Below are 13,080 nucleotides of genomic sequence, written 5' to 3'. Positions count from 1 at the left end.
CACTAAAATATTTGGACAAATCGCATTTCAGTTCAAAATAACAATAAATTAACCAATAATGATACGAATATGGAATTTTGTAGGAATTTTACTAAAGTATGTTGGGATGAAATTAAAGAAGAAGTAAAAAGATCTAATCCTGAGTTTTTTTTCTTAGTTGATGAAATAGCGCCCGGAAATGATTTCCCACTTTATCTTTTTAATTTTGGATATGGTGATTTAATTGGTGATTCTGAAACCTTTTATATTCCGCACCAAGGAAAGCTTAAATCCCTTAATAATTTTTCATCTATAGAGTCAATTACGAAAGACCTTATTTATGGATTTCATAGTTGTCCATTAGGTCTTGTCTTAGATAAATGCTTTGAATGGTACTTAAGAGGTAATGCAGAAAATGAAACGTATCCTGTTTACATTGATAAAAAAGGAGCTTTTTTTAATATTGGACATGTAACCCAGGTAAAACCACTTAAACGATATTTACCTAATAGCATACTTTCTGTAAAAGCTGGGGCACAAACGACTCTTGTAACACAAAACATTGGATGCAAAAGAAGCCATAATCGTCTTATTCGTTCTGGAATTGACTGCACCATCCCCAATTCATATCATGATCACAGTGATCTCTTTAAGCGAATTTACCAGTCTTGCCCATCTGAAAGTAAATGGAGGGCCTCAATTGTTTACTTCTCTGAAAAATGGATAGAAAATATAGTTAATAATCCTGATTGGATACATATTAATAAGTATTTCTTTAAATATTATCTAAATTCTTATGCTTACACCTACTATGGAGACTATTATCAACATATTTTTAGGGTTGCTTTTGATAAGTCGAATTTAGAGCGCGATTTTTTTATTCAAGATACTGCTAAATATATCTTTGAAATTCTAATAGGTGAAAAGTATGGGTTTTCTTTTAGTAACACGGATGAGTTCTTGCCTGCATCATGGGTTTCCTATGTTTTAAAAGATATTTATAAACTAAAAACAGAACCATCTATATTAATACCTAAAAAACATGTTGAAAAAAATCCAGTATATTTTTCGCTTCAACATCCTATTTTCAGACCATATCAAGGTTTATCCAGAAAAAAAGCGACTTTAATGTCTGAGCTTGAAAATATAAAAATCGCTGCAACTAAATATAAAGAATTATTTTCCTCTACTCATGAAGAGTGGGCCAATACAATTCTTGAAGAAAAGGCCAAAAAATCTCAATTTCATTATTACCATGGGTTTGAGAGTAAAAAGGATTGGCTATCGGACATTCATCATTTGTTCAAAAATGACGCTGGGATGCAGAATTTAAATAATGGGAATTTCTGTCAAGATGCACCATTTTTTAAAGGATGCATCTCAATAAACAGCCTCTAACCGCCGTTCTCTTTTAGAATTAAATACTAAGAAAGCACTCATGAAACAAAGCAAAGAAGATATTGTCCAAGCACTTTGGGCATTGAAATAATACATCGCTATACCTGATATGAGAGGACCAATCATCATGCCTAACGCATATGCACTACGCCACGCCCCTATTCCTAAGCCACTGTGATTAGAACTTCCATATTGATGACATAATGCAACAGAATATGCCATAAATAACATTTCACCAAGAGTAAAAACTAATAGCGAACAAAACATTCCTAGTATAGTAGTAGACAAACCCATAGAAAAGGTTGATGCTCCTAATAAAATACAGCCTATACAAGCAACTGCATGTTTATTGAAACCCTCAATTCGTTTTGATAATTTTACTTGAAATAATGCAATTAAAATTGGATCAGTTGCGAAAAAAAATCCAATAACTAAAGAACTTCCAATTGTTTCGTTTAAGTGAATCCCTAGTACTGTTTTTTGTATCCCATAAGTCAAACCGATGCAAAATACTGAAAATAACATTGGAATGAGCGAGCTATAGATTGTCTCAATCTCTTCCTTATTACTGGTTGTTGCAACTACATCATCATTGCTGATTTCTAATTTTATAAAAATAACGGTTGAAAATACTATTAAAGTAACGCCAACCAAAATCATTGCTAATTTAAAATGATTTTGCGCTAAAAGCATTATTAATACCATTGCCACAATACCACCAGTATTTTCTAGTGCATTTTTGTAAGATTGAGCAATCGTTAAACTGTGATTTGTCTTTCTTGAAATCTGCAAAAAAGATGAGTTACTGCAAGTGATAAACAAGTTGATTCCAAATCCCATTAAAAATACAAAGGCAACAGATAAATGAAAGGAACTTACTTTTGCTAAAATAACAAACGCTACTCCTATGAGTAAGAAACTTGTGCCTATGATATCCTTTGCTTGTGCTTTGCCCGTAACGTATCCACCACATATACTGCCCAAAATGGCTCCAATCCCCATTGCAAAGCCTAAAAAACCAATATTTAATTTATTAAAATTAGTGCTTACACTAAAAAAATACGCAATATGATAAGATAGGCCGCCTCCAATAGCTTCTATAAAAGAAAGAGCTAATAACAATTTACAAGCGACTGGTAAATCCCTAAAAGAAAAGCCTACCTTAGAAGAGCTGACTGTTGAGCTCATTGTACTCCCTCACCTTAAATAAATATTAGATACATCCACTTAACCTATGCCATTTGATTTAATAACCTTAATGCATCAGAACTCGGCACTCGAAGATTTTCATCGGGAGGAATATACAAAGTAGATAATGTTGTTAACTCTTGCCTATCAAGTTGCTCTAACTCAAACTCAGTTATCTTTGGATAAGTACCAGGATAAAGAGCAGCTTCGTAAATAATAGCCTTTTTTCCATTTTTATAGAGCTTAGTTAATTTATTTTTAATAAAATTGATGGCTTCCAAATTGACTGTATTCGTTGGTAACCCCAAATTTCCAACCATACAAATCTGGTAAACCACTACATGAGAAGAAGTATCTACTGATCTATCGTACAAAAGATATTCCGTAGCATCAAATGACTGTATACCTCCAGATGCAGGGTCAAATCTAAGATCGGCATATAAACAGTCTTGAGCTGAAATACCGGGACACACTACTGTTTTAATGTTATTACTAAGCCCAGAGAAAGCAAGCAATCCAGGAGTGGCAAATACACATGGATGGCCATATATAACAACACATAGAGAGTCTACATCTTCGATCTCTCTATAAATAAATTGTGCCACATTTTTATAAGCATTTTCTCTTGAGTTAGAGTTAAAGTAGATTGCATCCAATGACTCTGATAATTTCGCTAATTTATGAATATAACGCTCTAGCAAGGGTTCATTAACTAAATACAATACCTTGTCACAAGTACATATATATCCTTTTGCTTCCTCTGTAATATGAGCGATTGTTTTAATTCCAGTACCAACTAACGCTAAAACTTTCACTTAACTCCCTATTAGGTCAGTGTAAAAACATGTGTCATATCGGGATACGGGATCACATGTGTCATATCCGAAAAGTTCCTTTTATTTGTGGTTAACTTCCTGATCTTATGGGTATCTGAGTTTTTATATGATTCAATCAAGCTTTTATTTAAAATACAATCCTCTAAAATCACTGTATCAAGGAGAGGATTTTTCACCAATGACTCCACTGCATCCAATAATTCCATAGTCCCTCCAAAATTTGGTAATCAAAATTTTGTACTATTTATTTTATAAAAAATTTAGATCAATAGATTATCAAAAATCAACCATTATCAAGGATTCTTTTATTGCAAATAAAATATCTGTACATACAACATCATTACGAACTGATTAGCATTATTCCATAAATGTGTGTTTTTTTGAACACAAATTATTTTACACTTTTTTAGTGCATGTCTTCTCTGACACCTGGGTTCAAAGCCAAGTTCTGTTCACGTAATGGTCTAAGGGTTTTGACAACCCAGTTAACAGATACGGCACATTATCTATCTAAAAAAATATACCTTTCCCTCACAAGTTATTGTGTGACAAAAAACCAACTCGATTTATAATGATAATCGATCCCTCCTAACCGATTCATAAAAAATCATGGCTATATTCCTATTAACAGAACGGCTTATTTTGACAACACCCAAATTAGAAGACCTTGATGAAGTATTCGAACTTCAATCAGATCCAGAAGTGATGCGTTATATAGGCGACGGTGTTCGGACAAAAGCTATGGTTGCAACTTTTTTGAATATGGCTATTGAACATTATGCCAAACATGGGTTTAGTTTTTTTTCAGTACGTGAAAAAGATACTAATCATTTTATCGGTCAGGCCGGCTTGATTTATCTTGGCTACGATGACAACCAACCCCAAATAGAGGTAGGTTACCGTTTACACTCAAGATATTGGGGAAAAGGCTAAGCTACTGAACTGACTACCGCCTTAATTAAATGGGGTTTTGATAATCTGAATATACCAACTCTAATGGCTGTGGTTGAACCTAATAATGTTGCTTCTTATAAGGTTCTTCTAAAGGCTGGTATGATTAATACTGGAACAACAACCTATTGGAACCGAGAAGTAACCTGTTTTGAAATCAAAAATTATAAATTAAAATGAGTTACACAATATATTGAATAAAACTCAACTTCATAAATCCTGGTGGGTATACATGCTTAAATGTGAAAACAATAGCTACTACACAGGATATACCGATAATCTTGAAAGGCGCTTTCAAGCACATATTTCTGGAAAAGGTGCCAAATACACAAAGAGCTTCAAACCACTCTCGATAGCCCAAAGTTGGGAGGTGCTGGGCGACAAATCCACTGCTATGCAGATAGAACGCCTCATCAAAAAACTTTCAAAAAAGGAAAAAGAACATTTGATTTTAAACCCTGATATTTTATATCAAATGCTCGCCCTTCCCCCTACGACACATAAATGATCAATTAAGGTACATAGCAATAGCAACTTAGACTTGTGTACTGTATAAAATGGCGACTCCTTCTTGACTAGCTCATCAGGATGAAAAACGGGGGTTTTGTTAACTCATATGCTTGACCTTTAATGCTACAGAAGATCAATTTTATTGAAGTTAAGAAATACAGTTATTAATTCTAAGTAAAAGAGATGTTCTATTTGTGAATAACTTAAGTTTGTTGGGAGGAAGCTCTCTTCAGTATATTTGGTGCATATTCTGATACATATAGAATCAATGATAACGGGCCATATAAGTATGAAATTGACCTCCATCCAGTATCCTTGAGCCGCTCAGAAATTTTTTTATCATAAATGATTCCTTGTGGCCTTTGTTTTGCATTAGCTAGATCAACTTCAATATGAAATAGAAGATCTAATTTTTCACGTATTTCAAGCGGATACTGCGGTTTGTCTCGCCTCTTTCTGTTTGCCAATTCAAAAGAATTTTGAATGATCTTCTCACTTAAATATTCTGGTTCAAGATACTCACCTTCAAAACCAGGATTAGCATTAATTAATTCATCTCGAGTTTTTGCATTAGTAATACGGTTCTTGAATTTCTGGTCTTCATCTTTAATTTTATAATCTTCTGGGTAAAGGATTTTTTTTAACTGAAAGCTGCAATCTTTAAAAGAAATATCTGTTTTACTACCTTGATGCTCTTTTATAATTTCTTCTTCATTAAAGTTGATGCTATGTATTTTTAAAAACTCTCGTACAATCCATATTTCTTCATCGGAAAGATCATGTTTTAAGCGAGCATTTAGTCCTTCAATATATTTTTTTTTGAAGTTTTCTAATTCATCATCCATGGGTAATATCCAGCAATTAATTTGATTGAAGTATAGCTAATTTAAAACATTATCTCTGATCTAATTAGTAAACATATTATTTGTTGAGCGAGTGCCCTTCCCCCGTCATGCTCTATAACTTAATTATGCTATATTTTAATATGTATTAATAATTTATGGATAATTATGTCAATATTAAATGGATTTTATAAAAGTAAATATGCAAACTGCTCTGAATACAAAAACGCCCCTTGTTATAGGTCTTTAATATCTATCGCTTTCTTTGAATACTATTTGCATTGTTTAATGCTAGAGGAAGTTAGAAAAGAAATTAATAAGTTTACCTCATCAGCACGTGAAGCAGAGAAATACATTCTAACATATGATTTTGATGAGGACGATCCAACTTTTTTAATGGAATTCTACCCTCTAGAGTTCGTTGAGGGATGGGGTGCTATATATGTAGATCATACTCATACCTGTTATCCACTAATACTTTATCCCCAAGCCCATAAAATTAAAACATCAACAAGGATAGAGGGCTTTTTACATGCTGTCGAATCCATTCATGGTGAAGTGGATAATTTACTGAATCTATTTTTAAAATATGAAATAATTAGACATTTAGAAGACGATGCGCAGATAAAATCAAACTGGTCAAATTACCATAAGGATTTACACACATTTATCCATAATCAATATTCTTAGAAGAGACTTTGTATAGCCTTTATTAAGTATGTGCGTTTTCGAAACTTTGATGAATCAATGCTTTAGTGTATGCCCTAACTCTTGAAAAAACTGAATGACATAATCACATATTTGCGAATACAACCTACTATTAAATTGCAATTCATTTCCATTCACTAAAGAAGCAAAGCCGTTTTGCACTAAACTCTCCCTTTCAATAGTACTTAATGAGCAATCTGAATGAGAAACTTTATTTCTTAATATAGATAAGCACTTAAAATATTTTCGCCAAATTTTTTTTCTATCTTCTGCCATAGAACTGATATTTTTTAAAGAGGCTTCTAAGTAATCGTCGAAAGATGGTTTTTTAGGAGCTAGTGATTCAATTAACTTGATTTGCTTATTTGTTAATTTACCGTCCAGTTCTTTTAAAAGAGAATTAATCTTTTTTTTACTTTTGATTTCTATAATTTTGCAGCTTTCGGCAAGTGCTCTTTCTACTGAGGTTTGTATGCTCGATAAAAAAGATCGATGAACTGCCTGCATAAGACTAACCCAATTATTATCGTCATTAAAGCTGATCCTACGATTGCCGCCATCCAAACTATTAGCCGGAGCAGTGAGAAGTCCAATAGTATTGTCAACAATTGTACCTATATACTGAAAACAATTATCCGATGGCGCAGCAGTTTTTTTTGATATTATAATTAACTCTTCCAAAGTTGTTAAAATATGTTGTAAGTGTGAGTTCCTATTTATCTCATTAGTGGCTTTCATATTAAATGAGCATCCTTAATTATTCCCTTTAACTTATCACTGATTAATATACTTATACAATGTAGTTTTCCCTACACCCACCATCTTACAAATAGATTGAATTGAATGTCTTTTATTAGCATAGAGTGTTTTTACTAGCTCTTTTTGTTCATCATTCAGCTTTTCTGGTCTGCCATCTTGCCTACCTCTAGCCCTTGCCGCTTCGAGCCCAGCAAGTGTTCGCTCCTTAATTAAATTTCGTTCAAACTCCGAAAGTGCGCCAAAGACATGAAACATAAACGTTCCAGAAGTGGTTTCCATGTTAATAGATTCAGTAATACTATGAAATCCTATCCCTTTTTCTTCAAGCTTACTGACATAAGAAATAAGATCGTTTTGTGGAAGACCTTTTCATTGTATATATTATGATTTTTATAATAACAAGATGGCTTGAGTCTTAATGTAGCTTTGGTTTTTCCTCATCAATCAAAAGTAAGTCTACACTCTCAAAGCCCTAACCAAACTAAACCCACATCCAATAATCTGAGCCTGAAGTTCACCATAACCTACACGAATATCAGCCCAATCCTCATTAAGCGCGATTAACTCAAACTGCTGTGTCTCTTTAGATGCTGATAACTGCTTATATTTGCGAACAATAACCTCCTGCTCTCCCTCAAGCAAAGCCACTACCAAATCACCAGGCTTAGGGCTGGTATCAGGATCTACTATGATGACATCATTAATCCGAAACTCAGGCATCATGCTTTCATCTTTGATCTGCAACGCAAAAGCGTTCTTTCCAATGCTATCGCTGACAGCTGTGCTAACAGGAATAAACTCAACCTTGGTATCAACATCTTCTTTGATTTTTTGGATGACGGCTACTGGGTCAACTGCTTGTTTGAAATCCAAGATAGGAACCAATGCCCCCATGCCAGGGGACCTAGTCATCTTGCCTTCACGATTATCGGTTAAGCACATCAAATAAGAGGCTGAAACTTCTAGTGCATCAGCCAGCAATTTAATTTCTGTTGGGCCGGGGGTACGGTCCCCTCTTTCATAATTATTAATACGTGAAGTTTTCAATTCACTGGTCAACTCAGCCAATGCCTTTCTCGTCAAGCCTTTGGCTTTACGTTCATTCATGATTCTTTGGCCGATTTTCTCTTTGATGTTCATACCCATTCCACGGTTTTTGGATAATAAATTAATCCTTTTATCTCTTGACAATTGCTCTTTATGTGTTATTTTGGATCTATTAATTACTCGAAACGAGTAATATAACTCAATAAGAGCCATTTTAAGCCTTAAGTTCTCAAAATGGTAACACAAGTTTCTGTAGGCGCTAAGAGTTTTAGTTAAGGAATAACGGATTATTTATGTACTTTACAGTGAATAACAAGGAATTGGATGCACTCTGTGGGCTTTCATATCTCCAGCAAATTACTTACTTAAGTGGGATTCGTCCATACATGGATCGCAATACCTTCATGGTTGGGATTAAGCGCCGCATAAGCTATCAATCACTTGCTGAGTCACTTTATATTGAACCTCATCCTGGTATTCAAGAATCAGGCTGTCCTAGCCGCCAGCAAATTCGTAGAGCCATTAAAGGACTTGAGCGATCTGGACTTATCGCCATTCAGTCTTGTGATATGAATCTGATTTTAAAATGCCTTTTAGCGGATATCCGTTATTGTGTCCAAAATAAACCCGACACAAACCCAACACAGCAAGCCGACACACAACCGAACACAAAACCCCTTCTAACTACAAGATTTAACGAGCGTGCAGGGACAAAAGCCGACACAGATGAAACCCCACAAGCCGACACACCTTATATAAAAGATAATAATTATATTTATTTATTACGCAACTTTGATCTTTTCTGGGAAATGTACCCCGAGAAAAAATCACGTGAGCGTGCTTTTGAAATCTTCAAGCAAATCAATCCCGATACGCTTCAGTTGCAAACCATGCTGAAAGCCCTTCAACAACAAATCAAGATTTACCAAGCAAAGCAAGCACATGGCGAATGGGCACCTGCTTGGAAATTTCCAGCCAACTGGTTGTCGCAACAATGCTGGGAAGATGAAATCAAACTCGAGTTAAAGCAGGAGAAAAGAAATGAAAAGTGCCGCACAAATACTGATGCAAACCACGATCCCTTCTGGATCCCAGAAGCAGGAGAATCAACAAGTACAGATGAAGATGAATACCAGCAAGACAACGTCATCAACTTCCAACGTTACCGACAATAGCAAAAAACGCATCGATAACCTGTTTAGTCGATTTGCTGTTTTTTATGGAAATTTGTGGCGTAGCCAGTTCAAGAACGAAGGCTTCCTAGAGTTTTGCAAGAAAGAGTGGTTGGTGGGTCTAAGCCCTTTTGATGATGACACTTTAAATCAAGCTATTTTGGCGTGCAGGGATTTTCAAAAAATGCCGCCTAGCCTTCCTCAAATGATTAGTTTTTGTCGAGATATCAAAAGAAAAACCTCATTTTATGTTGCAGATACAGATCATCAACCTGCAAGCCCGAAAGTGGTCGAAGCGCATATCAAGCAATGCAAAGCCTTTTTAATTTAATAACAGAAGGAGAAACATTATGTTGGTTTTAACAAGAAAACTTGGGCAATCGATTGTGATTGGTGATGATATTTACTGCACTGTAGTAGGAGTGAAAGGAGGCCAGGTTCGATTGGGATTTGATGCCCCTAAATCATTATCTATTCACCGAGAAGAAATTCAAAGACGAATCAATAGCGCTCAACAAAATGACTCATGGTTCGATGAACAAATAGCCAGTAAAGAAAACATCGTTGACCGTCTTATCCGCACATTCAAACTCGGACTAAAAGTTGCTGAACGGCATCGATAGGGAGATAAGCATCATGAGAAAGTTATGTTTTAAAAAGATGGCACTAACTCTTTCACTGGCTTCACTACCAAACCTAATTCATGCAAGCCCCGCATCAAAAGAGTACGTGGACAAGCAAATTCATGATTCTCTTGAAGTGGTTCAAGTTCAACTGCATCAACAAAACACAAAAATCGAGGCAGAACTTAAAGAACTAACACACCACATTGGTGAAACATATCAAGGTGGTTTAGTAGTTTGGGTTGATGAGTCTGGGCAGCATGGCCTTATTGCTGCCAAAGGCTCTGCCACATATTCAGCAGTTCAATGGAGAAATGGTGAAAGCGGTGAAAAAACAACGAATGCAAGAGCCAATGGTGTCTTTGCAGGTCTTTCTAATACGCAACTCATTATTTCAGAACAAACGATTGACGATCAAGAAGGGCAATTTGCAGCTCTAGTTGCCCATCAATTTGCAGTTCAGGACGATGGCATGGCGCCTTGTGACAAAACACATATCTGTTATGGCAATTGGTATTTGCCCTCTTTAACTGAATTACAGCTGATACAACAAAACGCATATTTCCAAGGGATTTCGGGACGCTTTTGGAGCTCTAGCGAAGAAAGTATCTCTAGTGCTTATTTGTTGGACTTTAGCAGTGGCAAGGCAATAAGCATGGACAAAGCGACCGAAGCGCTTGTTCTTCCCATCCATTCCTTTTAATGCATAAGGAGTCTTCATGAATATTAAAAAAATGATTGGACTATTATTTTGTGTTCCCGCCGTTTCTTCATTTGCGGCCAATGATACAGAAATGTGGGCAAAGATTCAGTATGCCTATACGTTAATTGATATTGCCAACACGAATATCCAAAGCCTCTTTCAAGAAATAGCCCTTTTAAAAGCGAATCAAAACGCACATCACATCGGTGAAGCCTATCACGGCGGTGTGATTTTTTGGGTAGATGAATCCAAACAACATGGTCTTATCACCAGCAAAATTGATGTAACCGAAGAAGGCATTCAATGGCGCAATGGGGCTTCTGGAAATAAAATAACCAATGCAAAAGGCGATGGGATAGGTGCTGGAGAAACAAATACCCGCCTCATTATTGCAAGCCAAACGATGGATAATCAAAAAGGCCAATTTGCAGCTCTTTCTGCCTCGCAATTTCAAATTCAAACCGATGGCATCACCCCATGCAAAACCCCAATTACCCAGGAAACGATTTGCTATGGCAGCTGGTATTTACCTTCGGCCTATGAGCTTCAGTTAATGCACACCCATTTACGCCAAAAAAATCTTGTGGCTTTTACCCCTGATTATTATTGGACTTCAACAGAAGCAAGCACCTCAAATGCATGGCTTATTAATTTTTCAACCGGGGAATTAACTGCCAGCAATAAATCCAACACGATGGGCCGCGTTCGAGCCATCTCGCGTTTTTAGTCGAAAGGATACGTCATGAAGAGTCATTATGTGTTTTTAAGTGTCGCACTTTTAGCCTCACAACCAGCAGCCAGTAACTGCTTTGATTGCTCGAACACGCGCGTTAGCATTTCAGGAAGTACAGGTGTTGCTTTTTACAATGATGCCTACGCTCGTGATGGTCAAAGCATATTGGGACGTTTGAGTTTAGAGCTGCAACGAGAGTTTTCCGAATCTTTAAGTTTGGGATTAGAAGTCGGGATGCAAAACGGCAACACCATGCGATTAGACATTCCCAAACCCGTGCTGAACACATTGGGTGGAGAACCTGTAAGCGTGGTTGTGAAACCCCTACTGGATGCGCTAGCAACACTAAAAATCACCCCTTTTGATAACCCTGGCTTATTTGGATTTGTTAAAGGAGGCATCGCATTCAGGCAATTACAAGTCGATAGAAATGAAGTCAATGACCTAGTGCGACTAAACCCTGAACTTCAAGCAGGTCTTGGCTATGGCCTCAGTGACAATGGGGCTTTTTTTGTTGGCTATCAACATGTCTTTGGGAAGAACCCTAACTACCAGGTTAATCCATTAACTGAAACCGGACACATTGAGAATTTGCCATCGCAACATTCAATCCTCCTAGGCTTTTCCATCTTATTTTAAAAAAGGACAACAAGAAACATGATGATAGAACCAGAAGACGCAGCCATCACGGTAAAAGATCGGGCCAAAGAAAAACTACGGCGTGATTTAGGTCCGTTAATTGAGAATGCTTTAAATGACCCTAAAACGGTTGAGATTATGCTTAATGCCGATGGCAGATTGTGGCAAGAACGCTTAGGCGAGACCATGCACTGCATCGGAAACATCGTTGAAACGCGGGCTGAATCCATCATCAAAACCGTGGCCGGATTTCATGGTAAAGAAGTAACACGTTTTAATCCCATTCTTGAAGGGGAGCTACCCATCGATGGCTCACGCTTTGCCGGGCAATTACCACCTATCGTATCTAAACCCACCTTTGCTATTCGTAAAAAAGCCATATCGGTTTTTAGTTTAGAAGATTATGTGCAAGCCCAAATTATGACTGAGGCACAATCTACTGTGATTAAAAACGCCGTGGTTAAGCATCGAAACATCCTAGTAATTGGTGGCACGGGCTCAGGCAAAACAACTTTGGTAAACGCCATTATCCATGAAATGGTGAGTCACGCCCCTTCAGAACGTGTCTTTATCATCGAAGACACCGGTGAAATCCAATGCAGTGCTCAAAACTTCGTTCAATACCACACCACCATCGATGTCAGCATGACTCAACTTTTAAAAACAACCCTTAGGATGCGACCCGACCGCATTTTAGTTGGCGAGGTTCGTGGCAGTGAGGCCCTTGATTTACTCGATGCCTGGAATACAGGTCATGAGGGAGGTGCTGCCACATTGCATGCCAATAACTGTCTTGCAGGCCTTCAACGGTTGAAATCATTAATAAGCCGAAATCCTGCAGCACCTGCTGATATTGAACCATTAATTGGTGAAGCAGTGCATTGTGTGGTGCATATCGCACGAACCCCAACCGGTCGAAAAGTTGAAAACATCCTATCCATTAAGGGCTATGAAAACGGACAGTACAACATCGAAACACTCATATAAGGAGA

The 13,080-nt window shown here is 36.8% G+C and carries 17 protein-coding genes and 1 pseudogene; 11 read left to right on the top strand and 7 right to left on the bottom strand.

Annotation, left to right across the window (positions count from 1 at the left end):
* The first annotated feature begins 69 nt into the window (after window positions 1-69).
* Window positions 70-1,377: a hypothetical protein gene (locus ACWTEW_RS02545; RefSeq protein ID WP_028377808.1), complete on the top strand. Its 1,308-nt coding sequence runs from the start codon at window positions 70-72 to the stop codon at window positions 1,375-1,377.
* On the opposite strand, the gene ACWTEW_RS02540 is transcribed toward ACWTEW_RS02545, so the two are convergent.
* Genes ACWTEW_RS02540 through ACWTEW_RS02530 form a run of 3 tightly spaced genes read right to left on the bottom strand, consistent with a single transcriptional unit; the run spans window position 1,360 to window position 3,607 of the window.
* Entirely contained in the window at window positions 1,360-2,565 is a 1,206-nt protein-coding gene (locus ACWTEW_RS02540; protein WP_058479880.1) for an MFS transporter, read from the bottom strand. The two genes, ACWTEW_RS02545 and ACWTEW_RS02540, sit on opposite strands and share 18 nt — an antisense overlap.
* Before the next feature lie 44 nt (window positions 2,566-2,609).
* Window positions 2,610-3,380: an SAM-dependent methyltransferase gene (locus tag ACWTEW_RS02535; protein WP_058479879.1), complete on the bottom strand. Its 771-nt coding sequence runs from the start codon at window positions 3,378-3,380 to the stop codon at window positions 2,610-2,612.
* 11 nt (window positions 3,381-3,391) lie between these two features.
* A complete protein-coding gene (locus ACWTEW_RS02530) occupies window positions 3,392-3,607 on the bottom strand; it encodes a hypothetical protein (protein ID WP_028378542.1) in 216 nt (71 codons plus the stop codon).
* Between the two features lie 403 nt (window positions 3,608-4,010).
* Here ACWTEW_RS02530 and ACWTEW_RS02525 point away from each other — a divergent pair.
* Window positions 4,011-4,532 (top strand): annotated as a pseudogene (locus tag ACWTEW_RS02525) (GNAT family N-acetyltransferase).
* A 52-nt stretch (window positions 4,533-4,584) separates the two neighbouring features.
* Window positions 4,585-4,860 (top strand): GIY-YIG nuclease family protein, encoded by a 276-nt coding sequence (locus ACWTEW_RS02520; protein ID WP_028378543.1) that lies wholly within the window; start codon window positions 4,585-4,587, stop codon window positions 4,858-4,860.
* 205 nt (window positions 4,861-5,065) lie between these two features.
* Here ACWTEW_RS02520 and ACWTEW_RS02515 read toward each other — a convergent pair whose 3' ends face one another.
* Entirely contained in the window at window positions 5,066-5,707 is a 642-nt protein-coding gene (locus ACWTEW_RS02515; protein ID WP_028378544.1) for a PDDEXK family nuclease, read from the bottom strand.
* 165 nt (window positions 5,708-5,872) lie between these two features.
* On the opposite strand from ACWTEW_RS02515, the gene ACWTEW_RS02510 reads away from it, so the two are divergent.
* Window positions 5,873-6,394: a hypothetical protein gene (locus tag ACWTEW_RS02510; protein ID WP_019234698.1), complete on the top strand. Its 522-nt coding sequence runs from the start codon at window positions 5,873-5,875 to the stop codon at window positions 6,392-6,394.
* 54 nt (window positions 6,395-6,448) lie between these two features.
* On the opposite strand, the gene ACWTEW_RS02505 is transcribed toward ACWTEW_RS02510, so the two are convergent.
* From ACWTEW_RS02505 to ACWTEW_RS02495, 3 genes are all read right to left on the bottom strand, one after another.
* Window positions 6,449-7,150, bottom strand: coding sequence for a hypothetical protein (locus tag ACWTEW_RS02505; RefSeq protein WP_019234697.1), 702 nt, complete (start codon window positions 7,148-7,150; stop codon window positions 6,449-6,451).
* A gap of 36 nt (window positions 7,151-7,186) precedes the next feature.
* On the bottom strand, window positions 7,187-7,516 hold the full coding sequence (locus tag ACWTEW_RS02500) for a recombinase family protein (RefSeq protein WP_202972556.1): 330 nt from the start codon (window positions 7,514-7,516) through the stop codon (window positions 7,187-7,189).
* Window positions 7,517-7,627: 111 nt separating this feature from the next.
* Window positions 7,628-8,311 carry a helix-turn-helix domain-containing protein gene (locus tag ACWTEW_RS02495; protein WP_032832002.1) on the bottom strand — a complete coding sequence of 228 codons (684 nt, stop codon included), beginning with the start codon at window positions 8,309-8,311 and terminating at the stop codon, window positions 7,628-7,630.
* A 200-nt stretch (window positions 8,312-8,511) separates the two neighbouring features.
* Here ACWTEW_RS02495 and ACWTEW_RS02490 point away from each other — a divergent pair, with 200 nt between their 5' ends.
* The 7 genes from ACWTEW_RS02490 to trbB are packed head-to-tail and all read left to right on the top strand — an operon-like array spanning window position 8,512 to window position 13,075.
* The gene (locus ACWTEW_RS02490; protein ID WP_028378546.1) at window positions 8,512-9,393 is read left to right on the top strand and encodes a hypothetical protein; all 882 of its coding nucleotides are present in this window, start codon (window positions 8,512-8,514) and stop codon (window positions 9,391-9,393) included.
* 19 nt (window positions 9,394-9,412) lie between these two features.
* Window positions 9,413-9,721, top strand: coding sequence for a hypothetical protein (locus ACWTEW_RS02485; RefSeq protein ID WP_028378547.1), 309 nt, complete (start codon window positions 9,413-9,415; stop codon window positions 9,719-9,721).
* 19 nt (window positions 9,722-9,740) lie between these two features.
* The gene (csrA, locus tag ACWTEW_RS02480; RefSeq protein ID WP_028378548.1) at window positions 9,741-10,013 is read left to right on the top strand and encodes a carbon storage regulator CsrA; all 273 of its coding nucleotides are present in this window, start codon (window positions 9,741-9,743) and stop codon (window positions 10,011-10,013) included.
* A gap of 13 nt (window positions 10,014-10,026) precedes the next feature.
* On the top strand, window positions 10,027-10,716 hold the full coding sequence (locus tag ACWTEW_RS02475) for a hypothetical protein (protein ID WP_032831999.1): 690 nt from the start codon (window positions 10,027-10,029) through the stop codon (window positions 10,714-10,716).
* Window positions 10,717-10,732: 16 nt separating this feature from the next.
* Window positions 10,733-11,443 carry an Lcl C-terminal domain-containing protein gene (locus ACWTEW_RS02470; protein WP_028378550.1) on the top strand — a complete coding sequence of 237 codons (711 nt, stop codon included), beginning with the start codon at window positions 10,733-10,735 and terminating at the stop codon, window positions 11,441-11,443.
* Between the two features lie 15 nt (window positions 11,444-11,458).
* Window positions 11,459-12,088: a hypothetical protein gene (locus ACWTEW_RS02465; protein WP_028378551.1), complete on the top strand. Its 630-nt coding sequence runs from the start codon at window positions 11,459-11,461 to the stop codon at window positions 12,086-12,088.
* Between the two features lie 18 nt (window positions 12,089-12,106).
* Entirely contained in the window at window positions 12,107-13,075 is a 969-nt protein-coding gene (trbB, locus tag ACWTEW_RS02460; RefSeq protein WP_019234688.1) for a P-type conjugative transfer ATPase TrbB, read from the top strand.
* Window positions 13,076-13,080 lie beyond the last annotated feature (5 nt).

This window comes from Legionella stuttgartensis (genome assembly GCF_977063405.2).
This window is presented reverse-complemented; position numbering and strand designations above follow the sequence as displayed.